Annotated in this window: 4 protein-coding genes; all 4 read left to right on the top strand. The window is 52.4% G+C overall.

Annotated elements, in window-relative coordinates; genetic code table 11:
* Positions 1-15: 15 nt before the first annotated feature.
* The 4 genes from ACTJJS_RS30010 to ACTJJS_RS29995 all read left to right on the top strand — a co-directional run bounded on the left by ACTJJS_RS30010 (position 16) and on the right by ACTJJS_RS29995 (position 25,899).
* Positions 16-20,901 carry a non-ribosomal peptide synthase/polyketide synthase gene (locus ACTJJS_RS30010; protein WP_440667385.1) on the top strand — a complete coding sequence of 6,962 codons (20,886 nt, stop codon included), beginning with the start codon at positions 16-18 and terminating at the stop codon, positions 20,899-20,901.
* Positions 20,902-20,985: 84 nt separating this feature from the next.
* Positions 20,986-22,680, top strand: a complete 1,695-nt coding sequence (locus tag ACTJJS_RS30005; RefSeq protein ID WP_440667383.1) for a cyclic peptide export ABC transporter — start codon at positions 20,986-20,988, stop codon at positions 22,678-22,680.
* Between the two features lies 1 nt (position 22,681).
* Entirely contained in the window at positions 22,682-23,392 is a 711-nt protein-coding gene (locus ACTJJS_RS30000; RefSeq protein ID WP_440667381.1) for a thioesterase II family protein, read from the top strand.
* 17 nt (positions 23,393-23,409) lie between these two features.
* Positions 23,410-25,899 (top strand): TonB-dependent receptor domain-containing protein, encoded by a 2,490-nt coding sequence (locus ACTJJS_RS29995; protein WP_440667380.1) that lies wholly within the window; start codon positions 23,410-23,412, stop codon positions 25,897-25,899.
* Positions 25,900-25,909 lie beyond the last annotated feature (10 nt).

Genomic DNA, 25,909 nt, shown 5'->3' with positions numbered 1-25,909 from the left:
TTTAAACCATTCACGATGTTTGATTTTAATCTCAACGAAATAATTGATCTGTTGAACGAGGCCCACGGTAGCGGAATCAGGGTATCCTGTGAAGATGATAATTTATTGGTGGAAGCCGACGAAGATAAAGAGATTGATGCTGGTTTTCTCAATAGATTAAGGGACAACAAACAATCACTGATAGCATATTTTAAGAAACATAAATCCGGTGTGCAGGAGAAACATTTCTCCGGTAGCATCAGGGAGGCCCGTGCCAACGACAGCGGGCCCGTTCCTTTGTCGTTTAGCCAGGACCGTTTGTGGTTCATTCACCAACTGGAAGGCAGCGTGCAATACCATATCCCTGCGGCATTGCGGCTGAAGGGAAAACTGGACGTCGCTGCGCTGAACTATGCGCTGCGTACAGTGGTGAACCGTCATGAAGTGCTGCGTACTGTTATCCGGCTGGAAGATGGTCATGCCTGGCAGCGTGTCCTGGAAAAAGACAAGTGGGAGCTGGATATCATCGATGGCACCTCCGGGTATGAAGATGCGGCAGTTTTACAGGCGTATATCGATGAGCTGGTGCAGATGCCATTTGACCTGTTCCGCGATCATATGTTGCGTGCCCACCTGATACAGCTGGCGAAAGATGAATACCTGCTGGTGCTGGTGATGCATCACATTGCTTCCGATGGCTGGTCTACCGCCGTTCTTGTCAATGAACTAAACGAAGCATACACTGCTGCCGCCACCGGCCGCGAACCGGTATTGGAGCCGCTCGACATCCAGTTTGCCGACTATGCCGTATGGCAGCGTAAATACTTGGCCGGCAATATGCTGGACAAACAGCTGTCCTACTGGAAAAAGCAACTGGATGGCGCTTCTTTATTGAACCTCCCAACTGACTATGAACGCCCGGCGGTAAAGAGCACCCGCGGCGCGCTGGTCACTTTCCATATTCCTCAGCGGCTCACCGCGGCGCTGGAGAAATTATCACAGGAACACGGCGCTACCTTGTATATGACGCTGCTGGCGGCTTTTAAAGTGTTGTTGTACCGTTATAGCGGGCAGGAAGACATCAGCATCGGTGGCGTAGTGGCCGGCAGGATGCGGACAGAAATGGAACGCCTGATCGGCTTCTTCGTAAATACACTGGTGCTGCGTACTGACCTGGGCGGTAACCCGGACTTTGCCTCTTTACTGCAACAGGTGAAAAATACTTTGCTGGATGCCTATGAGCACCAGGAAGTACCGTTTGAGAAAGTAGTGGAAGCCGTGATGGGAGAGCGGGACATCAGTAAGAACCCCTTGTTCCAGGTGGTTTTTGTACTACAGAACGTGCCGCCTACCAAAGAACTGAAAATGGGCGAGGTGACGATGCAGGATGAAAAAATCATGCGTACCACCAGCCTGTTCGACCTTTCCTGGTCCATGGAACAAGGCCCCGATGGCATAGAAGTGGAAGTGGAATATTACACGGATATCTTCAGTGAAGCCACTATTCAGCGTATGGTAGCGCATTTCCAGGTACTGCTGCAATCGGCAGTAGATAACCCGGCGCAGCCTATCGGTATGCTGAACATGCTCAGTGAAGCGGAAGTGAATCAATTACTGGTGTCATTTAACGATACCGCTACGCTCTATCCGTCCGCTGAAAGCGTGGTGTCTATTTTCGAAGGACAGGTGGCTGCTTCTCCGGACGCGCCGGCCGTTACTTTCGGCAAACGTACGCTGACTTACAAACAGCTGGACGAGCAGGCCAACCAGGTGGCGAATTACCTGGCGGAACAAGGTATTCAGCCCGGTAATACCATCGCTTTACTGTCAAGACGCGGCATAGAGATGATTGTCGGTATCTGGGGCATCCTTAAAAGCGGCAATGCCTATGCGCCTTTTCATACCGGTTACCCGGCAGACCGTCTCCATGGCATGATGGAAGATGCCGGTATCGCCGCATTGTTATATACCAGCAGGGAGCTGTTCAACGCTTCAGGCATGGCTGCATTCACAGCCGGACTGGATATTACTGCGGCGCGTAACAGCGCGGTAACGCCACCGGGTATACGCACTGCCGGCGATGCCTGCGTGAACGTGATGTATACCTCTGGTACCACCGGCCGTCCCAAAGGGATCGCCATCACCAATAAAAACCTGATCAACCTGGCCTTCGACCGGGGGGCTACATCAGTACAGCCTGGCGACAGGCTGCTGCAATGCTCCAACTACGCGTTTGACGGCTCTACTTTCGATATTTACAGCACGCTGCTCAACGGTGCCTGCTTATGCATGGTGGAAGACGATGCCGCGATAGATGTATTCGAATTGTCCAGGATCATTGCTGCGGAAAAAATTACGATCGCGCTTTTCCCGACGGCCTTGTTCCACAACTTTGTCGATAACCAGGTGCTGGGCCTGAAACCTATGCGGAAAATTCTGTTTGGCGGTGAAAAGGCCTCGCTGCCGCATCTGGAGAAAGCGCTGGCCGTACTTGGAAAAGACAAGCTGGTGAACATGTACGGCCCTACAGAGGTAACAGTGGCCGCCACCTGCTACGAAGTGAATGATGTAACCGGAAAGATATCCGTTCCCATCGGTACACCAATGGCCAATACCCGTATCCGCATCCTGGATGAAAATAAACAGCTGGTGCCGGTAGGTGTTAGCGGTGAAATTTACGTAGGAGGTGACGGCGTTTCATTAGGCTATGTCAACAACGAAGAACTAACAGCAGAAAAATATGTAACGCTGGAGAATGCGCCCGGCCGCTGGTACCGCACCGGCGATAAAGCCTGTTGGCTGCCGGACGGCACCATTGCCTACGCAGGCAGAATTGACGACCAGGTGAAGATCCGCGGTTACCGTATCGAACCAGGTGAAATAGAACGTGTATTAAACAACCTGCCGGAAATAGGCGACAGCTGCGTAGTGGTAAAACAACAGCATAGCGGCGAAAAACGGCTGGTCAGCTATTATGTACCGGAACAGGAAACGCTGCAACAGAAGGAATATGAGCTGTCGCAGTTGCAGATTGCCAGCTGGCGGGCTTTGTACGATACGGCCTACAGTAAAACAGACGAGATAGAAGACCTGGATGAAGAGTTCAATATCACCGGTTGGAATGACAGCTTCACCAGCGGGCCTATCCCTGCAGAAAACATGCAGCAGTGGGTGGATGATATCACTAACCTGATTATCGGGCTGAAACCTAAGCGGGTACTGGAAATTGGATCTGGTACGGGGTTGATCTTCTATCCGATTGCCGATCATATCGAGCGGTATATTGGTACCGACTTTTCCCGTGTGTCGGTAGAACAGATACTACGCCGCATTGCCAAAGGTGAGCGCCGTTATCCGGATACGGAGATGAAGCTGTGCGCTGCGCACGAAATCATCCTGGATGAAAAAGAAGAAATCGACCTGGTGATCTTAAACTCAATTGTGCAGTATTTCCCGGGAGCCGCTTATATGACGGATGTGCTGGCAAAAGCCATTACGCTGTTAAAAGGTAAAGGCCGCATTGTAGTGGGCGACGTGCGCGACCTGCGCTTGCTGCCTTCTTTCAAACGCCGGCTGCAACTGGACAAATTACATGATAAAACCAGTGTCCGCGAGTTTGAATGGAGCGTGGACCAGGAGGTGTTAAAAGAAGAAGAGCTGTGTTTTTCTCCTGCCTATTTCTATCATTTGCAAACCCGTTTCCCGGAAATCACCCATGTGGAAATTGTTTGGAAACAGGGAGACTATATCAATGAGTTGAGCCTTTACCGTTATACGGTGATCATGCACGTAGGCATTGAAAAGCCCGTGCTGCAGCCTGATTGGCAGCCGTGGGACGCTATTGCGGACAAAAGCAGCATCATTGACCAGTTAACGAACCGTATCCCGGTGATAGCGTTGCAGGACGTGCCCGGGCACCGCGTATGGAGAGAGCGGATGCTGGAGCATGCGTTGAAAAACAACCTGTGCAACAACGTGGGCGACCTGTCTGATTACATCAGCGCGCCGGACGCGGTCACACACACCGTCAATGAAATATTGAATGTAGCCACCGCTGCGGGCTACAGCTACCGCTTTTTGCTGGACGAAGATCCGCTGAAAGTAAATCTCCTCATAGAGCGTGATCCGTTTGACGGATTTGTGGAACAATCCTACAGCAACAGTATCAGCTTTACGGACACAGTGAAAACTAACATTCCGCTGTTCACCGATATCTGCGAGTCCTTGCAGAAAAATATCAAACAGCAATTGCTGGACCGTTTGCCCGATTATATGGTGCCAGCCGATTTCGTGGCCTTGCAAAAATTACCGCTGACCGGCAACGGCAAGGTAGACCGTAAGTTTCTGGCGGCATGGGAAGATATTCAACGTAAACGCCTGATCAACTATGTAGCTCCCACCAACGACACAGAAGCACGGCTGGCCGATATCTGGCAGCATCTGCTGGGAGTGGACCGCGTAGGCATTGAAGATAATTTCTTTGAGTTGGGAGGTCACTCCCTGCTGGCTACCCGCGTAGTGGCCGCTGTGCGCAAAGACATGGACGTGGAGCTGACGGTGAAAGACTTCTTCATCTATCCCACCATTGCTTTGCTGGCGGTATACCTGCAACAGCAGGAGAAAGGTTCGCACCTGCCGCCGCTGGTGGCAGGACCGAGGCCTGCCAATATTCCGCTTTCGTTTAGCCAGGAACGTTTGTGGTTCATTGATCAGCTGCAGGGCACCGTGCCTTACCATATGCCGGTAATATTGCGGCTGCACGGCAACCTGGACGTACAGGGACTGGAGTTTGCCCTTCGCAATATTGTGAACGGACATGAAGTATTACGTACGGTGATTGCCCCGAAAGACGGTGTGGCCTGGCAGCATGTTATGGACAAAGACCAGTGGCAACTGGCGCTGGTACCGTCAACACCTGAGTTGTCAAACGAAGCTGCCCTGAAGCAGCTGTTGAGCAGCCTGGCAGATGCGCCGTTTGACCTGTGCCGCGATCATATGCTCAGAGCGCACCTGCTGTCACTGGCGGCAGATGAACATTTGCTGCTGATCACTATCCACCACATCGCCTGTGATGGGTGGTCTATGTCCATATTGGTGAAGGAACTGGTGGAGCTGTACCGTGCCTATGCCGAAAAACGTGCGCCCATACTGGAGAAGCCGGAAATTCAATACGCCGACTATGCCCTCTGGCAGCGTAATAGTTTTGACGGAGCGGTGCTGGCAGAGAAAATGGCATACTGGAACCGTCAGTTGAGCAACGTGCCGCCGTTAGACCTACCTGCGGACTACACCCGTCCAGCGGTACAACAGTTCAATGGCGCTATCAGCTGGTTCCAGCTTGACCAGGACCTGACCGGCAAATTGCAGCAGTTGTCGAAGGAGCAGGGCGTGACACTGTTCATGACCCTGTTGACAGCCTACAATGTATTGCTGCAACGTTATAGTGGCCAGGACGATATTTGTGTGGGCTCGCCGGTATCCGGCAGAACGCAGCAGGAAACAGAAGGCCTGATAGGCTTCTTCCTGAACACCGTCGCATTAAGAACAGACCTCAGTGATAATCCTTCTTTCATTTCCCTGTTGCAGCAGGTGAAAGGCACAACGCTGGATGCATATGAACACCAGCAGGTGCCTTTCGAGAAAATAGTAGAACAGGTGGTGAAGGACCGGGATATGAGCCGCAGCCCTCTATACCAGACCATGTTCATTTTGCAGAACACACCGCCGGTACCGGAATTGTTACTGGGCGATCTGCACCTGGCATACGAGGAAGTGGCGCATAAAACCACTTTATGCGATATCACCGTTTCCCTGGAAGAGCAGGGAGATGTTATCCGTGGTTACGCAGAGTACTGCACCGATTTGTTTAGTGCCGACAGGATTAAACAAATGATGAAGCATTTCGAACAGCTGCTGCGTGCTATCGTGATGGCGCCGGCCACAGCGATCAACGCGCTGCGTATCACCTCTGCAGCAGAGGAAGAGCAGTTGCAGTTGGCGTTTAACAATAACACGGCGGATTATCCAAAAGATAAGACCATCATAGACCTGTTCCGGCAGCAGGTACGGCAGACGCCTGATGCCGTGGCAGTAGTAGCGGATACAGTGCAGTTGACCTACCGTGAGTTGGATGAAAAAACCAACCAGCTGGGCCACTATCTGAGGAAGCAGGGCATAAAAGAAGACACATTGGTGCCCGTATGCCTGGACCGCAGCGAAGCAATGATCATCGCCATTCTGGGCATCCAGAAGGCAGGCGGCGCCTATGTGCCTATAGACCCGGAGTATCCGGAAGAAAGAATCCGTTTTATGCTGGCGGATATTCAGGCGGATATCCTGTTGACCGATGCTGTCAGCGCCGATAGACTGGCAACTATTGCAGATGTGGTTAAGCTGGTGACGCCTGATGCCATTTCACAGGAACCGGTCACGCCCGTTGAAACGGCCCTGGCGCCGCATCACCTGGCTTACATGATTTATACCTCCGGATCTACCGGTCAGCCTAAAGGCGTGATGAACGAACATGGTGGTATCGTGAACCGTTTGCTGTGGACACAAGACTATTTTAAATTGAATGAAAGTGATGCCGTTCTGCAGAAAACGACTTTCTGTTTCGACGTATCTGTCTGGGAACTGTTTTGGCCGCTGATAGCCGGCGCTAAATTAGTGTTTGCCAAACCGGGCGGGCATAAGGAAGCCGGGTATCTGCGGGAAGTGATCGCCGCGCAAAATATCACCACTATCCATTTTGTGCCATCTATGCTGGACGCATTTTTGGACGATATGCCGGCCGATACCTGTGGGTCACTGCGCAGGGCGCTCTGTAGCGGTGAGGCACTGAAGCCGCAGCAGGTGGTGCGTTTTTATGAGAAATCCCGGACGGCGGCATTATATAACCTATACGGCCCTACGGAGGCAGCTATCGATGTTACCTGCTGGCATGCACCGAGGGAAGTACAGGCAAACGGGCTGGTGCCTATAGGAGCGCCGGTGGCCAATACGCCGCTCTATATCCTTGACAGGGCAGGCAACCTGGCGCCGGCAGGCATACCGGGAGAACTGCATATCGGCGGCATACAGGTGGCCCGCGGCTATCTGAACCGGCCGGAACTGACAGCCGAACGGTTTATCCATCATCCTTTGTTGTCATCAGCCGCAGGAAGGTTATACCGCACCGGCGATATCTGCAGATGGTTGCCGGACGGAACGCTTGAATATCTTGGCCGTATCGATGACCAGGTAAAGGTCCGCGGCTTCCGTATAGAGCTGGGAGAGATCGAAAATGTGCTGACACAATGCCCACTGGTAAAAGAAGCCGTGGTGTTGACGAAGACCGGGCCTGACGGCAATAAATCGCTCATCGGTTATGTAGTGCCGGATGGAGACTTTAAGCGGGAGGAAATCATCGCTTATCTCCGCGGCCGTTTACCGGAATACATGATACCTTCTTTCTTCACAGCCATAGCGAAGGTACCGTTAACGCCTAATGGAAAAGCCGACCGCAAAGCGTTGCTGGCATTGCCTACGGACCTGCTGCCACAGCAGGCCTATGTAGCGCCGCGCAACGAAATGGAACAGGTGCTGGCCGATATCTGGCAGGAATTACTGCTACTGCCGCGTGTAGGCGTTTACGATAATTTCTTTGAACTGGGAGGGCACTCCCTGCTGTCTATGCGTATGGTAGCTGCCCTGCGCAACAAAACAGGCATAGAAACAACGGTCAGGGCTATCTTTATGTACCCCGTGATAGACCAGCTGGCGGCCTTCTTGCAGCGGGAAGCCGGACAAACGTCCCTGCCTGCCGTTAAGGCTGTAAAACGGCCTGCCCGTATTCCGCTTTCCTTCGCGCAGGAGCGCCTCTGGTTTATTGACCAGCTGGAAGGCAGCGTACAATATCACGTACCTGCGGTGTTGCGCCTGCGTGGCTCGCTGGATACTGAAGCGCTGTCAACTGCCCTGCGCAGTGTGGTGAACCGCCATGAGGTGTTAAGGACCGTGATCCGGCAGAATGATGGCCGCGGATATCAGCACATAATGGAACAGGACAACTGGACATTAAACATCACAGATCAACCGGCATATAAAAACAATCCGGCTGCGCTGGAAGCCTTTATCAAAAAGGTGACAGACGCGCCGTTTGATTTGTCTGCGGACCATATGCTGCGGGCAGACCTGGTGGTACAGGCGCCTGATGAACATATCCTCATCATCACCACGCACCACATTGCTTCTGATGCCTGGTCCACCGGCATCCTGGTGAAAGAGCTGGTAGCGTTTTATATGGCCGCGTCCACCGGCGCCCAGCTACAGCTGGACAATATGAACATTCAGTATGCAGACTACGCTATCTGGCAACGGACTTACATTACCGGTGATATGCTGGACAAACAGCTGGCTTACTGGAAAGAAAACCTGGCTGGCATCACTCCGTTGAACCTGCCGTTAGACTATCCAAGGCCGCCGGTGAGAAGCACCAGGGGAGGTGCCATCAGCTTCCAGTTGCCTGCTGAACTGACGGCGCAGCTGCATCAGTTCAGTCGCCAGGAAGGCGTGAGCCTGTTCATGACATTGTTCTCTGCCTTTAATGTGATGTTGTACCGCTACAGCGGCCAGGAAGATATCTGTGTGGGCAGCCCTGTTGCGGGCAGAACGCAACAGGAAATAGAAGGGCTGATCGGGTTCTTCGTTAATATGCTGGCGCTGCGGGTAGACCTGAGCAACCATCCTTCTTTCCGCGCACTGTTGCAACAGGTAAAACAAACAACACTGAATGCATTTGAACACCAGGAAGTGCCGTTTGAAAAGATAGTGGACCAGGTGGTGGTAGACAACGACAGGAGCCACCGGCCGGTATTCCAGGTGGTATTCGGTTTGCAGAACAATGTGAACCAGCCGGACCTCCGGTTTGGTGATATTGTTTTGTCAGAAGAAACGGTGGCACACACCTCTGCCAAGTTTGACCTGGTCTTCAGCATGGACGAAGATGAGGACGGATTGAACGGAACAGTAGTGTACTGCGCAGACCTGTTTACCGAAGCTACCGCAGCGCGTATGGTGGGCCATTTCCAGCAACTGTTGCAGGCTGTAGTGGCATCACCGGACCAAACTATTGCGTTGTTGCCGATGCTTACTTCCGGTGAAGAACAGCAACTGCTGTCCGTTAAAGGAACTTACGAGAAAGAATATACGAAACAGATCACTTTTGCCGACCTGTTTGAAGCGCAGGCGAGCCGTACGCCGGAAGCTACGGCAGTGGCCTTTGAGGGCGATACGCTGACTTACGGCGAGCTGAATGAACGCGCCAACCGTCTGGCGCATTATTTAAGAAGCAGAAGAGTGAAAGCAGGCACGCTGGTGCCGGTTTGTATGGAACGCTCCCTGGACATGGTTGTCAGCATCATGGGCATCCTGAAGGCCGGAGGCGCCTATGTGCCGGTGGAACCGGACTTCCCGGAAGACCGTATCCGGTTTATGCTGGAAGATACCGAAGCCTCCAATATCATCACCCTTGGTAAATATGCAGACAGGTTACAGGCCGGTCCGGCAGATATCATCTTACTGGATGATGACTGGAGCGATATTAAAGTACACGGAACGGACAATCTCCCTGGCCTCACCAGGGCTGACCATCCGGTGTATGTTATTTACACTTCCGGCAGTACGGGTCAACCTAAAGGAGTAGTGGTCACGCATGGCAACCTGGCAGATTATATATTCGGTCTCACCAATACGCTGCCCATCAGGGAATGCAGCTCTTTCGGGCTCATGTCCAGCATGGCGACAGACCTTGGCAATACCGTGATTTTCGGTGCGCTGGCCACTGGTGGCACCTTGCATATCTTCTCTAAAGAGATGGTACAGGACACCACGCTCTTATATGACTATCTGGACAAACATCCGATAGACTGTATGAAGATAGTGCCCTCACACTGGAAGGCCCTGTGTTTACAAGACAGGTTGCTATTGCCGGAGAAGCTGTTGATCTTTGGCGGAGAAGCATTGGAGTCAGCCGTTGCGGCATCCGTGTATGCAGCGGGCACCGGTTGCCTGGTGGTAAACCACTACGGACCAACTGAAACCACCATCGGTAAATTATTGCATATCGTCGATAAAGATGCGGCCTATGGTGAAAGTATTCCGGTAGGAAAACCTTTCTCCCATACACAGGTCTATGTGTTGAGCAACGAGCTGCAATTATGCCCGGTAGGGGTTCCCGGCGGTTTGTATATTGGTGGGGAAGGTGTAGCGCAGGGGTACCTGCATAATGAAGCGTTGACCGCCACTAAGTTTATTGCCAATCCTTTTGCGCCTGATACCAACGACCGGTTGTACAGCACCGGCGATATGGTGAAATATCTGCCGGACGGTAATATTCTCTTTATGGGCCGTATGGACGACCAGGTGAAAATACGTGGTTACCGTATCGAGTTGGGAGAGATAGAAAGAGCATTGAACAATTGCGCTACCGTAAAACAAGCGGTGGTGATCGTCAAAAAAGACCATCTTGACAACAAACGCCTGATAGCTTATGTAGTTGCCGAAGAAGACGTTGATAAAGATGAAATATTACAGCAGCTTACGGCGCAGCTGCCGGATTACATGGTGCCGTCGTTGCTGATGGTGCTGGATTATTTCCCGCTGCTGGCAAACGGCAAGATCGATAAAAAAGCATTACCGGACCCCGACGGACAAAACCTGCAAACAGACAGCTATGTAGCGCCGCGCAATGACGTGGAACGCACCCTGGCAGGTATCTGGGAGACATTGCTGGGCGTGGAGAGGGTAGGTATCAATGACAACTTCTTTGCATTGGGCGGTGACTCCATTATCACCATCCAGGTAGTGAGCCGTGTGAGAAGGGCTGGCTACGAATTGCAGGTAGGTGATTTGTTCGATTACCAGACCATTGCCATGTTGTACGCCGTGATGTCTGCCCGTAAAGGGGCAGCCACCAGCCTGTCTGCCGACCAGGAAATACAAACCGGCAGCTGTGGCTTGTTACCAGTACAGCAATGGTATTTTGAAAAAGAAGGGACCACGCCTTCTCATTTTAACCAGAGCATGCTGCTGAAGATAGACAAGCGAATTCCATCTTCTACCTTGTCAGCCGCCATTATGCAACTGGTGCAGTTCCACGACGGCCTGCGTTTTAAATATACGTACGGCGCCAACGGATGGGAGCAGGCATACAGCAATACAGAAGCCATGCTGAACATTGTGAACCTGCAAACGGAATCAATGGACGAGCTGCCGGCCATGCTGCAAACGTATGGCAACAGCTATCAGCGCAATATTGATGTTACCAAAGGCAGTTGTATCTGTCCGGTGTTATTCCTGACACCTGCGGCGGAGGAGCATAACCGTTTGCTGCTGGCCATTCATCACCTTGCCGTAGATGGCGTGTCATGGCGTATTCTGCTGGAAGACCTGGAGCGTTTGCTCGATGGCCTGTACCGTAATGAACCCGTGTCATTGGGCAAAAAGAGCAGTTCCTACAGGCAGTGGTATGAAGCGTTGGTGAAGTATGGGCAGACAGACCGTTTGCTGAAACAGGCGGACTATTGGTCCGGCATTGTACAGCAATACCGGCCTTTGCCGGTAGATAAAGCCTATGACGGCGTGCTGCGGATAAAAGATATGGAGAGCTGCCAGGTGAAGCTGGACACTTTCTTCACGCAAAAATTACTGCACGAAGTACCGGCCGCCTATCGCACGGAAATCAATGATGTATTACTGAGCACGCTCGCCCTGGCGCTCAACAGCTGGGCCGATGGCGATGTGCTGATCGGGCTGGAAGGACATGGCAGGGAAGACATCGACAAAGGCGTTGATATCAGCAGTACCGTAGGATGGTTCACCAGCCTGTACCCGGTGTTGCTGCCAGGCAATACCGTAGGAGATAGCGGTACCTTGCTACGCAACTTGAAAGAACAGCTGCGTCAGATACCCGACAAAGGAATCGGTTTCGGCGTGCTGAAATATATTAATAAGCTGGAAACATTGCAGGGTGGTGATCCGTGGGATATCACCTTTAACTACCTCGGGCAGTTTGATGCGGTGACCAGCGGAGGCAAATGGTTTACCATTACAGACGAACAGGCTGGTGCAGAGGCGGGCGACGATTACACTGTACGCCGTAAGATAGCCGTGAACAGTATGGTCACCGGTGGTGAACTGGTGCTGGACTGGAGCTATAGCAGTCAACATTACAATAGCGATACCATCGCGGCGCTGGCGCAAAAATATATCGATGCGCTGGAAACAATGGTGCTGCACGCGGTGGCTCAGGCAGCTCAACAACCATTGCTGACGCCGTCTGACTACGGACTGGGCGGTTTGGTAAGCATCACGGAACTGGACCGCTTCCTGGACATGCCAATGGCCGGCGGCACCAAACGCCGCGACGAAATTACCGCCATGTACCGGTTGAGCGGCTTGCAGGAAGGCATGTTGTTCCATGGTTTGTACGATAATACCGTAGACGCCTATACGGAGCAGTTCACCTATTTATTACATCAACCGGATATCGATGCTTTCATGCAAAGCTGGCAGCACCTGTTGCAGCAACATACCATCCTGCGCAGCGGATTTTACCACGATGCATTCCATGTACCGGTACAATGTGTGTACCGTCATGCAGAACTGCCGGTGACGCTGCTGGACTACCGCCACCTCGATGCGGCAGCGCAGGAAGCGGCATGGACCGCCCATGAAGCGGAAGTGTTGCAGCAGGGCGTTGATTTCACCGCGCCACCGTTAATGAAGATGAGCCTCATCCGGTTGCAGGATGATACCTACCGCATGGTATGGACCTATCATCACCTGTTGCTGGATGGCTGGTCGATGCCGGTATTGCTGGAAGAATTACTGCGTACCTACGAAGCGCTGGCGTCAGGCAAACAGCCGGAAGAAGGGCCTACAGACCACTACGAAGAATATATCCGTTACCTGGACCGCAGGAATAAAGACGAAGAAGGCGCCTACTGGCGCGGATATCTCGCGGGTATCGACAACAGCACCTTATTGCCGTTTATTAACAGCGCAGACAGGACAAAAGCACAGGGCCGTTATAAAACAACGCCGGTAGTGCTGGATGCTGACCAAACGCGCCTTATTACTGCATATGCCCAACAACAGCGCCTCACGGTCAACACGCTGATGCAGGGCGTGTGGGGGTACCTGTTATACCGCTACACCGGCAACGAGCACGTGGCCTACGGCGCCATTGTGTCCGGCCGCCCGGACGATATGCCGGGCATAGAACGGAAAGTGGGCATGTACATCAACACCCTGCCGGTACACATCGCTGTGGCGCCGGAACTGTCTGTCACCGACTGGCTGCGTGACATACAGGCGGCACAGGTGCAAAGCCGCAAGTACCAGTATACACCGCTGCGCGACAGTCAGCGATATACCAACGTCACCGGAGACCTGTTCGATACCCTGATGGTATACGAGAACTACCCGGTGGACGAAGAAACGCTTTCCTATCCATGGAAACTGCAGATAGAACAGCTACACGTAGAAGAACATACAAACTACCCGCTGAGCATCACGATAGGGGTGGGACAGGAAATCACTATCCTGTTGCAACATAATACAGCGTTGTTGTCTCCTGCGTATATTCAGCAGATCAGCGATCATTTCACACAGGTGCTGGAATATATTGTTCGCAATCCTGCGGCAAAAATCAGTGAAGTAGTGCTGTTGAATAACGAAGAACGGGAGCGGATTACCATTGACTTCAATAACGCAGCCCTGCCGCAAACAACTACCGGAAAATCTGCCATAGACCTGTTTAAAGAACGGGTGGCCATAGCGCCGAATCAAACAGCCCTGGTGTTTGAAACGCAGGCACTCACTTATAAGGAGCTGGATAAACGCTCAGACCAACTGGCGGTTTACCTGATGAGCAAAGGCGTACAAAAAGAAACCCTGGTGCCTGTTTGCCTGGAGCGTTCTCCGGACATGGTTGTTGCCATACTGGCCATACTAAAGGCCGGCGGCGGTTATCTCCCGATTGACCCGTCCTATCCGGCCGCGCGCATCAGCTACCTGCTGGAAGACAGTCGTGCCACCATGATGATCAGCAACGGCCACTTGGCCAACTTGCCTGATATCCCGGCCCATATTCAGATCATTAAAACGAATGATGACTGGATGGCCATTAAAGGAGAGCCTGGCATCACCCTTGGTACCACACCTGCACCGGACGATCTCGCCTACGTGATCTATACCTCCGGCAGTACCGGGCATCCCAAAGGGGTGATGATAGAACACAAAGGACTGGTGAACCTGGCGCTGAACATGGAAACAGTGCTGTCATTGAAGCCTGGCATACGGGTACTGCAATTCTCCGCTTTTGGTTTTGATGCGTCCTGCTTCGAGATCTTCAGCACCCTGTTAAGTGGTGGCTGCCTGGTGGTCCCTCACAAGGAAGACCTGCTGGCAGCGGACAAGTTCGGCGAAATGGTACGGCGACACCAGGTGGAGTTGTTGTTGCTGCCGCCTTCCTATCAGCATAGCATCCGGGAAGAGCTGGGCACCATCAAAACTATTATCTCCGGTGGCGAAGCCCTGAACAGGGAAGACACGAAATACTTCCAGTCAAAAGGCATCCGCGTCTTTAACGCTTACGGGCCTACGGAAAATAGCGTCATCACCACCATTTCGGACAGCCCTTTGCAAGGTGAGACGGTGGTTATCGGTAAACCGCTGGCTAACGGACAGGTATATATCCTGGACCAGCATGGCGAACTTTGCCCGATTGGTGTGGCCGGCGAGATCTGCGCCGGCGGCGCAGGCGTGGCACGGGGATATTTATATCGCCCAACGCTCACGGCAGAGAAATTTATACCGGACCATTTCAGCGGTCAGCCAGGCGCGCGCCTGTACCGCACCGGCGACCTTGGCCGGTGGCTGCCGGACGGCAACATCGAATACCTGGGCAGGATAGATGACCAGGTGAAGGTCCGTGGCTACCGTATAGAACCAGGAGAGATTGAAAACGCCCTGCTGCAGAGCGGCTTCGTTACCCAGGCTGTCGTACTGGTGAAAACAGATGACAACGGACATAAACGTTTAGTCGCTTACGTAGTGCCGCAGGGAACCTTCGAGAAAGATCCGTTACTGGCTTCGCTGAAAGACAAACTGCCGCCATATATGGTGCCTTCCCTGGTAATGGCGCTGGAAAAAATACCGGTGACGGCCAACGGGAAAGTGGACAAGGCCGCCCTGCCGGAACCTTATACTGCCACGACCCATACCCGCGCTATCTTAAACGGAGAAGTGGAACAAATACTGGCTGCTATCTGGGAAGAACTGCTGGGCGTTAAAAATATCGGCAGAAATGACAACTTCTTTGAGCTGGGCGGTGACTCCATCATCACCATACAGGTGGTAGGCCGGGCCAAACGTTTTGGATATGACCTGAAACCGAAAGACCTGTTTGTACACCAGACCATCGCCGGACTGGCCGCTTCACTGGCTACCGGCAAAGAAAAAGTCGTTCACAGCGAACAAGGTGTGCTTAGCGGTAACAGCGGACTGACGCCTATTCAGCAATGGTACCTCGAAGAAGAAACAATCGCCAAACACTTTATTCAACAGTTGTTCGTCGGTATCGACAAACAAATTGATGCGACGATATTAAAGACAGCCGTACAACAGTTGCTGCTTCGTCATGACAGCCTCCGGTTTACCTACACCCGTAAACACAACGGCTGGCGCCAACATTACGGCGACTACGCCGGAGACCTGGAAGTGGTGGACCTGCGTGATATTGATACTGCAGACTATGCCGCTACACTGGCCGCCCATTGCGACCGCTACCAGGCCAGTCTGCAACCGGAGCAAGGCATCCTGGTGCGTGCGGTGCTGTTTTTAACACCAGCCTCCGAAGCGGCCAACCGCCTGCTGATCATTGTACATCACCTGGCAGTGGACGGCGTGTCATGGCAGATTATGCAGGACGACCTGGAAATCATGCTGGACAGCCTGCTCAAAGGTGAATCATTAGCGCCGGCCCATAAAACCAGCTCCTATCGCGAATGGCAGCAGGGACTGGTGGAATACGGTCAACGTAAACAGCTGTTGCACCAACGGGAATACTGGCAGCACATCGTGCAGCAGTACCAGCCGTTGAAAGTGGACAGATCTTATCACGGAGAGCTGACCGGCAATGATATGGACACGCAGGTGATGCACCTGGACGCAACGTTAACGCAGCTGTTGTTGCAGGAAGCGCCCAAAGCGTATCATACCGAAATCAATGACGTGCTGCTGGCTGCACTGTCAGCCGCCCTGCACACCTGGAACGGCGCCGGCGTGGTAGTAGGCCTGGAAGGACACGGCCGTGAAGATATTTCCCCCAACATCGACATCAGCAATACGGTAGGCTGGTTCACGAGCCTGTACCCCGTATGGCTGAACAATAGCGCAGACACGGCCCCCGGCGTCTTACTAAAAGAAATCAAAGAACAACTGAGACAGTTGCCTGGTAAAGGGATCGGCTATGGGGTATTAAAATATATCAACCAGGAAGATGCTTTACAGGGCAATGATCCATGGGATATCACCTTTAACTATCTCGGACAGGTAGATGCCGCCAGAAGAAACAGTAAATGGTTCAGTACCGCGCCGGAAGCTGCCGGTACCGGCAGTGTCACGGATGTGAAGGTGCGCCATAAAATTGCGGTCAACGGCGCAGTGGAAAACGGTGAACTGGTGCTGTACTGGAGCTATAGTACCCATCACTATAACGGCAGTACGATACAGGAGCTGGTAGCGCAGTACCAGGCGCAGTTACAGCAACTGATTACCCATACGGTTGCCCAGGCTGCCCAGCCGGTGTTTACGCCATCCGATTATGGTTTGGGAGATATCGTGACCAATGCGGAGCTGGACCAGTTCCTTGATGCGCCGCACGCCGACGGCGGCACCCGCAGGGACCATATCACCGGTCTGTACCGGTTGAGCAGCCTTCAGGAAGGCATGCTGTTCCATGGGCTGTACAATAGCAGCGACGGTATCTACATACAACAGCTTTGCTGCACGCTGGACGCGCCGGACATCGCTGTGTTAAAAGACAGCTGGCAACACCTGGTGCAGCATCACAGCGTATTGCGCAGCAGCTTCTTTGCCAATGTGTTCCGTATTCCGGTGCAGTGCGTACAGCAGCAGGTGGCCGTACCTTTCGATGAGCAGGACTACCGGCATATGGACGCTGCCGAGCAGGAAGCAGCATGGACGGCCTATGAAGCGGCCGACCTGGTGAAAGGCTTCGACTTCAACACACCGCCGCTGATGCGCATTGCGCTGATACGGTTGACCGATGAACGCTACCGGATGGTATGGACATTCCACCACCTGTTGCTCGACGGCTGGTCAGGGTCTGTGGCCGTGGAAGAACTGCTGCAAACATACGATCAGCTGATGGCCGGCAAACAGCCAGTGTCAACTGAGGAAGATAAGTACGAAGACTATATCCGTTACCTGGAACGCCGTGACCAGGAAGAAGAGATGGCCTACTGGAAAGGCTACCTGGCATCGGCAGACAGCGGAACACTGCTGCCTTTCATCAGCGCCACCGCAGAACGTACCAAAGGCAAGGGCGTATATGAAGTGCAGGAAATGCAGCTGGCAGGCGCCAAAGCGAAGCTGCTGCTCACTTACGCGCAGCAGCACCGTATCACCGTGAATACCGTGATACAGGCCGTATGGGCGTACCTGTTATATCGCTATACCAGCCAGCAGCAGGTCACTTACGGCGTAACGGTTTCCGGTCGCCCCGATGATCTGCCGGGCGTGGAAAAACGTGTAGGGATGTATATCAACACCCTGCCTTTCCATACCACTATCGACAGGGAACTGGGCATCGCGGCCTGGCTGCAGCAAATCCAGCAGCAGCAGGTACAGAGCCGGGAACATCAGTACACGTCGCTCAACGATATGCAGCGCTGGATGGAAATACCAGGTGACTTGTTTGACAACTTCCTGGTATTCGAAAACTATCCCGTAAGTGATCTGCTGAACACCCACCAGTGGCAGTTGCAGATGGACAATATTGAGATGCGCGACCATGCCAACTATCCTTTAGGTATTGCGGCGGTAGTGGGCGAATCTGTAGCGGTGAGGTTTAAATACAATACAGCATTGCTGGACCGTGCCTACGTGACTGCCTTACGCGGACATTTCCAACAGGTGCTGGAGTTTATTGTCAGTCACCCGGCGGCTAAAATCGGCGATGTGGTATTGCTGAACAAAGAAGAGCAGCAGCATATTGCCGTTGATTTCAACGCTATGCCGGCGGCTTACGACGGCAGCGGTAAAACCATTATGGACCTGTTCAAAGAAAGAGTGGGCGCCGCGCCGGAAAGCATTGCCCTGTTGTTTGAAGAACAGGTGCTGACTTATCAGGAGCTGGACATCCGTTCCAATCAGCTGGCGCATTACCTGACCGGTAAAGGCGTGCAGCAGGAAACACTGGTGCCGGTTTGCCTGGAACGCTCACCTGAAATGATCGTCGCGATACTGGGCATCCTGAAAGCAGGAGGGGCCTATCTCCCGATCGACCCGTCTTATCCGGCAGCAAGGATCACCTACCTGCTGGAAGACAGCCGTGCCGCCATGCTCATCACCAGCCGTGAACTGGCCGATGAACTGGTGGTACCCGATCACATCCATATTATCAGAACAGATGCAGACCGCAGAGCGATCAGCAACCAGCCTACGAAGGCGCCGGCTGTTATCCCTGCACCGCATCACCTCGCATATGTTATTTATACATCCGGCAGTACAGGCAACCCCAAGGGCGTAATGATTGAACATAAAAGTGTGGTAAACCTGGCCCTAAGCCAGGCAGCATCCCTCAGATTAATACCTGGTATGAGAACATTACAGTTTGCAGCTTTCGGCTTTGATGCATCCTGTTACGAAATTTTCAATACCCTGTTAAGTGGTGGTAGCCTTGTACTCCCCCGGAAAGAAGACCTGCTGGCAGCAGACAGGTTTGGCGATATGGTGCGCAAACAACAGGTAGAACTGGTGGTGTTGCCACCGTCTTACCAGCATACGATCCGCGAGGAACTGGGCACCATCAAAACAATCGTGTCTGCCGGTGAACCGCTGAACCGCGAGGACGCCAGGTACTTCCAGTCCAAAGGCATCCGGGTGATTAACGCCTACGGGCCTACGGAGAACACGGTTTGTACCAGCCTTACGGATGATCCGCTGCGTGGCGACACCATCGTGATCGGTAACCCTGTGGCCAAGGTGCAGGTGTACATACTGGACCAGCACCGGGAACTGTGCCCGGTAGGGGTGACGGGTGAAATATGTGCCGGTGGCGAAGGCGTGGCGCGTGGTTATCTCTATCGCCCCGAGCTTACGGCAGAGAAATTCATCCCGGACCATTTCTCCGGAAAAGCGGACGCACGGCTGTACCGCACCGGTGACCTGGGCCGCTGGCTGCCGGACGGCAGCATCGAATACCTGGGCAGAATAGACGACCAGGTGAAAATACGCGGCTACCGCATAGAGCTGGGCGAGATCGAAAACGCGCTGGAACAATGCGATGGCGTAAGCCAGGCCGTAGTAGTGGCCAAAGGCAGCACCGATAACAGGTCGTTGATCGCCTATATTTTACCAGACGGAACATTTGACCGCGATGCCATCATCAGCTACCTGGAAGAAAAGCTCCCGGACTATATGGTGCCATCGCAGCTGATTAAAATTGACAGGATACCGGTCACGCCTAATGGAAAAGTAGACCGGAAAGCGCTACCTGATCCAGATGCAGGCACGCTCTCCGGAAACACGTATGTGGCGCCGCGGAATGAAACGGAAGAAATACTGACGGACATCTGGCAGCAGCTGCTGGAGGTAGACCAGGTGGGGGTTCATGACGACTTCTTTGCTTTGGGAGGCCACTCGTTATTGTCTATCCGTCTGATCGCCGCCATCCGCAGGAAGCTGGGCAAAGAAATTGCCCTCAGTAACATCTTCGATACGCCTACCATTGCCGGACTGGCCGCCAGTCTGACAGTACCGGAGGCAAGCGGGGAAACCACTGCGGCCACAGAAGAGGGCCACATCATACCTTTAAACAAAAGCAACGGCCGGACGACCGTGTTTATTATTCCCGGCCAGGATGGTTTGAGCGATGGTTATGATGAACTGGCCAAAGGCCTGGCGGCCACCGCCGCGGTATACGGCATACAAATGCCGGGCGTGCTGGAAGGAGAGCGACCGCTCTACACCATCGCTGCTATTGCTGCACAAAATATCCGCTGGATAAAAGCACTGCAACCACATGGGCCATATCGCTTCATTGCGCACTCCTTTGGTGCGTACGTGTTGTATGAAATGACCCGCCAGCTGGAAGCTGCCGGGGAAACGGTGGCATTCGCGGCAATACTGGACGCAGATGCGCATCCAGGACATATCGATGTGCTGCAACAGGGCGCCATCACCTACCAGGAAATTTTCTACGATGCCCTGGTGGAAGTGCTGCAGGAGAACAACGTGATATCCAACACGCCACCTGCATGGGTGACTGGGCTTAAACAAATGGTACAGCCACTGGACATGAAAGCCGTAGTGCCGTTTATCTCCAATTACCTGAAAGGTAAGGTGGGCGGAGACAGGCTGGCGCATGTGGACTTTATCATGCGGTTAACGGACATCAAGGTAAGTAACATCGAAGTGCTGAACAGCTATCAGGTGGAAGGACTTACCAATGCCGGCCTGCACATCGTTAAAGCGGCATCGGCGCAATGGAAGGACAAGCCCGAAAGCCTTGGATGGGACGCCCATACGAAAGCGGTAAAAGTGTTTACAGCGCCGGGGGACCACTTCTCGATGCTGAAGCAGGAAAATGCTGTGGCATTGGCCCAATACCTCAGCGAACAGTTGTCATATTAGGCGGAAAAGCTGCCCGGGGCTTCGGCCCGGGCGGCATCCCTTTTTCATATTTTATTGTTTAACCATTTTTAGAATCCGGGACGTATGAGATTAATAAGCTTGCTTCAGAAAAAATCGAAGTTGTTTTACATCCTGTTATTATTGCTTGGGATGATCAACAGCGTATGGTCTATGGGCCTGTTGTTACTGATCAATAGTAAGATCGCGGGGACCGATCTGCCGTTTGTAAAAGGATACGACTGGCAGATATATGTGGTCATGATACTGGTGTCTTTTATTACCGCCAGGGCCTTTCAATCCTATACGATCCGGCTTACCTACGAATTGGGGAATGATCTGGGATTGTCTATTTTTGAGAAACTGCGCTTTTCAGATTATGAAGAATATGTTAAGCTGGGAGAAGAAAAAGTTCGGACCGCCACGGCAGACGTCACTACGCTGCAACGGTTCCCCAATGTTTTTATAGAAACATTTAACTCCATTGTGATGGTACTGATCGGCCTGACCTATTTGTTCTACACCAATTTCTTTGGCGCGTTGCTCATCCTTGGCGTGCTGTCTACGCTGGCGGTGGTGTATTATATCCGGAACCTGTCCATCGCCAGGGACCTGAACACCGTGCGGGACCTGGCAAACATATACCAGCAGAATGTCAATGATTTTCTGCGTGGTTTTAAGGATGTGAAGATGAGCATCACGCGAAGCGATAATATCTTCCTGAAATATATCTCCCGGAACAGGAACAGGGTAAAGGAGCTCACCATTAAAACACTGATCAAGTATATGGGGAATGAGCTGATGGGGAATTATTTATGGTACCTGTTGATTGGTATTATCGTTTTCCTGTTGCCCGTTATCCTGCATATGACAAACGTGGCAAGCAACCAGTTTGTGGCCACCCTGCTATACCTGATGGGGCCAGTAGGGATTGTGGTGGCGCGTATCAGCGAGTTTACGCAGATGCAGATAGCTGTTGACCGGCTGGAGCAGTTCCATGATAAGATCAATGCCTCCAAAGCCATATCTATCGGCCATGGCGACCTGCCCGCCGCAGATGACAGGTTTGACAACATCCGTTTCGAAGGCGTTACGTTTGAATATTATGATGAAAGAAGAGCGGAAACTTTCCGTTTAAAACCACTGACCCTCGATATTAAAAAAGGAGAAAGCATTTTTATTACCGGTGGCAACGGCAGTGGTAAAAGTACTTTCGTGAACCTGCTGACAGGCCTGTACGTGCCGCATACCGGCACAATCTCGTTGAACGGCCGGGTGATCACTGACAGAACATACCCGGGTTACCGCAACCGCATTGCGGCCATCTTCACGGACAGCCTTCTTTTTAATGAAAACTATGACGGCCTGGAACTGGAGCCGGACAATGAGCGGTTGATGTTCTGGCTCCGAAAGATGGAGCTGGAAAAAATTGTCGTGTTTGACCAGGATAAAAAATCGATTAAAGCTGATCTCTCCAAAGGACAACAGAAGCGGTTGGCATTGATCTATGTGATGCTGGAAGACAAAGATGTGATTGTGCTGGATGAATGGGCCGCAGAGCAGGACCCTGTGTTCAGGGCATATTTCTACAAGAAAATTATTCCTGAGTTAAAAGAGATGGGAAAGACCGTTATTGTAGTGACCCATGACGATACCTATTTCGATTGTGGCGACCGGCTGATAAAATTCGACTATGGCAACATTGTAAGCGATACCAAAGTGAATGCGGCTACTGAGCTGCAACATGCTGTGGGAGAAAACGATGTTCAAAAAAGCATTTGAGATGTTACAGAAAACCAAACTGATATGTATTCCGTATGCAGGCGGTAACAGTTACTCTTTCCGTGACCTGCAACCTTTTTTAGGCAGGCACATAGATATGGTGACGCTGGAGTTGCCGGGCCGCGGCAAGCGGCTGGCAGAGCCGTTGTTGTCTGATATGCACGCGATGGCCGCCGACCTTTACCAACAGCTGCTGCCGCACATAAGATCGCCCTATGTGCTGTATGGCCATTCCATGGGCGCCATGCTGGGCAACCTGCTGGTACACCGGTTGAAAGGGGAGTGGAAACAACTTCCGCTGCATTTCTTCGCTACCGGTTGTGCGGCACCTGTATTTAATGACCAGCGCAGGCAACTGCACCTGTTGTCAGACGAGCAGCTGATGTCGGAGTTGAAAACGATGGGCGGCATGCCGGATGCTTTGCTGGCCGATCCGGAGCTGATAGAGTTTTTTCTGCCCGTGATCCGGGAAGATATGAAGGCGCTGGAAACCTACCGGTACCAGTCGCAGGGCAAATACAGCACCGGTATTACCGTCATCACCGGGGCCACCGAGGAAATCAGTGCCAGCCAGACCGCCGGATGGGCGCTTGAAACAGAGCGGGACGTTCGTATACTGCGTTATCCCGGCAACCATTTCTTTATTCTTCATCAGTTCCAGAATATAGCCATGCTCATCCGTGACGTGGCGTTAACCCCTCAACAAAGTTGAAAAACCCTTTTAATAAAATGTACACAACTATAGAAAACACTACCATGATGCCCCGTTCCCCAAAACGCCAGATCAGACAATGGATGTTGCCGTTGGTATTGCTGATGTTATCGGTTGCCGCCAGTGCGCAAACCGGTAAAATAACCGGTCAGCTGCGCGACGCGGCGCAACAGCCGGTCGTTGCCGCCACCGTACTGCTCAAAAAAGCATCGGATTCTTCACTGGTGAAAGTGACCTTGTCGGATACCACCGGTAACTGGCAGCTGGAAAGCATTCCCTTCAACCGTTATTTTGTTACCGTCACCTATATAGGATACAAAGAGTGGAACGGCCCGGTTTTCAGCCTGGACCAGCCCCAGGTGGCGCTGGACAATGCCGTGCTGCAATCAGATGCCAGCAACCTGAAAGGGGTGACGGTAGCCGCTAAAAAGCCGTTTATAGAGCAACAGCTGGACCGTACCGTTGTCAATGTGGAGTCTTCTGTCATGGCCGCAGGAGGCAGCGCCATGGAGGTGATGGAGAAGTTGCCCGGCGTGATGGTAGACAAGAACGGGGGCATCTCCATCAAAGGAAAACAAGGTGTAAAAGTGATGATAGACGACAGGCCTGCATACCTCTCCGGCGCGGAACTCACCGCCTTCCTGCGGAACCTGCCCGCCTCACAGCTGGAGCAGATCGAGATCATGTCTAACCCGCCCGCAAAATATGACGCGGCCGGCAACGGGGTGATTAATATCAAAAGAAAAAAAATAAAGACCGGCGGATTTAACGGAAACATTGTCCTTACCGCCTTACAGGGAAAATATCCCGGTACTACGCAGAACCTCAACTTTAACTACAGCAACAGGCATATTAATTTTTATGGAAATGCCGGCTATAGCTACCGGAAGAGTTTTGAAGATTATTATATAGTCCGTAACTTCCGTAACGGTGACGATAAAATCACCAGTATTTATGATCAGCATACTTACACCAAAACGACAGGGCAGAGTGCTACCGGAAAGCTGGGCCTGGATTATTACGCCAGCACCAAAACGACCATAGGCGTGGCGGTGGGCGGGTTTCATAATCCCTCCTCCTCATCCAGTACCAACAATACCCTGTTAAAAAACGGTGACGGCACTATGATAACCCGTGTAGACGCACCCGCTACCACAAAAGGCAAATGGGACAATATGGAAGCCAATGTTAGCCTGAAGCATGTATTTGATACTGTAGGACATGACCTGGTGGTAAACGCCGACTATTTGTCGTACAACAGCACCAGCGAACAACATTTTGATAACCGTTACTACAGGCCCGACAGCAGCGAGGCAGCGCCACATAAGCTGTTCCTGGCAGACCTGCCCGGGAAAATTAATATCTACAGCCTGAAAGCGGATTATACCCGTCCGCTGTCATCAGGTACCCGTCTGGAAGCAGGCCTGAAAACATCGTTTGTCAATACAGACAATAATGCACAGTATTTCGATGGCGTAGCCGCCGGCTGGAAAAAGAACGATACGCTGAGCAATCATTTCCTCTACAGGGAAAATATCAACGCGGCTTACCTGAACCTCCGGCATCAGCACGACCGCTGGGAGTTCCAGGCAGGGCTCCGGGCAGAGCAGACCTGGCTGAAAGGGGAACAGAAAAACAACGGACAGACCTTCTCCCGCAGCTACCTACAGTTTTTTCCCACTGCTTTCATAGCTTATGATCTTGACAAGGAAAGCAAGGTGACACTGACTTATGGCCGGAGGATAGAACGGCCGGATTACCGCAGCATGAACCCGTTCCGTTTCTACCTGGACCAATACACGTACAACGAAGGGAACCCTTATCTGAACCCGCAATACAGCCATAACATAGAACTGGGCTACAGTGTATGGGAGGGCGCGTTAACGGCCACGCTGCTGTACAACCGGACAACGGACATTATCCAGGACGTCATCCTGCAGGACGCCGCAAAGAATGAAACCTATCAGCGGCCGGAAAACCTGAACACCCGCAAAGTGCTGGGCGCCAATATCAATGCCCAGATACCTGTTGGCGATAACATGGCCACCGTTATCTACATGGACTATAACGATTACGACTACTCGGGCACGCTCAATAATGAACCGTTCCGGTTGAAAGCCGGTGTCTTCACCGGGCAGCTGATGCAGCAGGTGAAGTTGAAAAGCGGCTGGGGATTTCAGTTTATGGGCATGTGGTCTTCCCGCAGCATTGATGGCACGTTTTTGGTTCAGCCAATTGGCTCCTTACATGCCGGCATCCAGAAAGATATCCTTGGCAAACAGGGCACTGTCCGGCTGAGCGCCTCTGATATCTTCGGCTGGAACAGGTACAACGCAGCGAGCCGTTATCAGAATATTGATATCGATATGCGCGGAAGATGGCAGTCGCAGGTGTTGAAACTTACATTCACCTACCGTTTTAATAAGAATGATAAAAAAGACGTGACAGACAAACATGAAAGTGCAGCGTCAGATGAACAGAAAAGGGTTAAGACGGAGAAAAAGTAGCATCATTTTT

Origin of the sequence: Chitinophaga sp. 22308 (assembly GCF_052045305.1) — a bacterium.
GTDB lineage: Bacteria > Bacteroidota > Bacteroidia > Chitinophagales > Chitinophagaceae > Chitinophaga > Chitinophaga varians_A.
Note: the sequence above shows the minus strand (reverse complement) of the source record. Positions and strands in the feature narration are given on the sequence as shown.